Raw genomic sequence first — 2,089 nt, 5'->3', positions numbered from 1 at the left:
CCTCGAATATCAACTCTCCACCACACGCTGAAACCCAGCCTCATCGCGCAGATCATCCTGAGGCGACAAGCGAGGGGTCGTTGATGTCTTGGGATGAACTCCCGTCTACACCGGTCTGCAGAGCGTGATTGTCAAAGCTTGCTAGAGGCGCGACACTGGCTCTGATGATCAGCCCTCGATCCGACCGGCTGGGCCGGGTTGAAAGGGCGGAGCGGGGGCGGGTGATGACGCACCCTTTCGGCTTTAGCTTTCTCACTAGCAATTGTTCTTTTGCCGCTCGATACTCGCTGGCACTTGCGTGGCGCAGTTGGGGATCAAAGCCGCACGATGCTTCCGGAAATCAACCTGCAAGGTGATGTCGACATCGCCGCGCTGTCACCACTTCTTCGCGGCATGCTTCTTTCGGTTGCCTATGCCGACGGTGAGGGTGGCATCGGATTGACGGCAACCGGCGCCATGAACCGCAAGTTCGTGCATTGGGCCGCTGTGCACTTCCTCTGGCCAGGATTCACGGCCGAGGACCTCTACAGCATGAACAAAGTTCTCAATGAAGGCGACATGCCGCCGCTTTGGGTCGTGCGCGACATGGCCCGTCATCTGAAGCTTCTTCGCCGGAAAAAGGATGTGCTGCTGCCAACCAGACGCGGCCGCGAGTTTCTGGTGAACCCGCAAGCCTTCTTCGATCTGGTCGCCACGGATTATCTCTATTCGTATGTCCACGCCACCGAGCGGGAAGGGGCGGTCCGCGCGCGGTTACGCTGGTGGCGCATGTTCCTCAATCTTCTCAACATCAAGGCCAGAGAAGGTTGCACGCCAATGGACGTTGTGAAGATCCTCTATCCAGACCTGGCGCCTCTGTCGGACACCGAAATGACCATAGAAGCCTGGGAGTTGAAAGCCGATCTCCAGTATGGCGTCTTTCGACGCTTGTGCTGGCTCGGCTTGCTCTATGAGGCACGAGAGGGGCTCACGCTCCTCCAGGACGGATCCTTCCACAAGACGCCACTTTGGGCGGCATGCCTGCAGCTGGAATCGGATACGCAAAGCGACATTGGCGTGCATTGACGATCTTCATTCCGCCGCTGGCTGCCTCATCAACGCTTTCTCCCGCTTTGCAATCACCTCCGGATCGTTCATGAAATCCGTCATCCGCCCCGGCTTGCGCCCCCGCTTCTGATAGCCGTTGGCTGTGCTACCGTCGCGAATGCCAAACATATGATCCTTCTGCCCGGTGCGTCGGGGACCACTCTTGCTGCGTTGCTGCTCGCGGCCGGCCTGCATCTCGGCGACGATCGACAGCATGTCGTCCAGCCGCTTGTTGTCGACGACCTCCGCGCGATGCACCGAGCGCAACGTATCGAAGGTCCTGTAGGGCAGGGAAAAGCTCTCGTGCATGATCTCGAGCCGTCCGTCCGGGTAGTCGCAGACGATCACCTTCTGGCCAGCCAGTGGCCTGGAAATCTCGGTCGGATCGAGAATGAACAACACCTTGTCGTAGCGTAGCGTCAGAGATTGCGACAGTGTGCGGACTTCCTTCCGGCACATGGCACCATCGAGATTCTCGTGGTCGGCCAGTGGTCGGTGCATGTCCTTCGGATTGCGTGGTGGCTTGCCGAAACGAGTGTTGAAATCCGCAATGAACTCAGGCGCATAGGAATTGGCAGCTTCGATCGTGTCGATGCCGCGAAGCCGTAATTCCTTCACAAGCCGATCCTGCAATGTCTGGTTGGCACGTTCCACCCGACCCTTGGCCTGAGGGGTGTTGGCGCAGATGATATCGATGTTGAGCTCATAGAGCGCCCGGCCGAACTGCGTCAGACCGCTTGTCCTGTCCTTCTTCGACGGATGCGTCGATCGAAAGACACCATGCTTGTCGCTGTAGAAAGCCAGCGGCTTGCCCCATTGCTGCAGATAGGCCTTCGTCGCATGCAGATAGTCGAACGTGTTCTCCGATCCGGCGAAGCGCAGATGCAAAAGCTTGCCGGTGGCGTCATCGATATAGACGAGCAGGGCGCATTTGGGACCGCGATTCTCGAACCACCAGTGATGCGACCCATCGATCTGCACCAGTTCGCCAAAGCAGTCGCGC

General features: G+C 58.6%; 2 protein-coding genes. One reads left to right on the top strand and one right to left on the bottom strand.

What is annotated here, in order from left to right; all coding sequences use genetic code 11:
- Nucleotides 1–327 precede the first annotated feature (327 nt).
- Complete coding sequence (locus AAAB35_RS28260; RefSeq protein WP_340671653.1) at nucleotides 328–1,065, top strand: hypothetical protein; 738 nt, start codon at nucleotides 328–330, stop codon at nucleotides 1,063–1,065.
- A 6-nt stretch (nucleotides 1,066–1,071) separates the two neighbouring features.
- Here AAAB35_RS28260 and AAAB35_RS28255 read toward each other — a convergent pair.
- The coding region (locus tag AAAB35_RS28255; protein WP_340671652.1) for an ISNCY family transposase at nucleotides 1,072–2,089 on the bottom strand (1,018 nt) is incomplete at its 5' end.

It is taken from the genome of Phyllobacterium sp., assembly GCF_037994425.1.
GTDB lineage: Bacteria > Pseudomonadota > Alphaproteobacteria > Rhizobiales > Rhizobiaceae > Phyllobacterium.
Note: the sequence above shows the minus strand (reverse complement) of the source record. Positions and strands in the feature narration are given on the sequence as shown.

Bases quoted from the DNA above. Each gene is read 5' to 3' on its own strand.
- AAAB35_RS28260 (WP_340671653.1), top strand. From the start codon at position 328: ATGCTTCCGGAAATCAACCTGCAAGGTGATGTCGACATCGCCGCGCTG.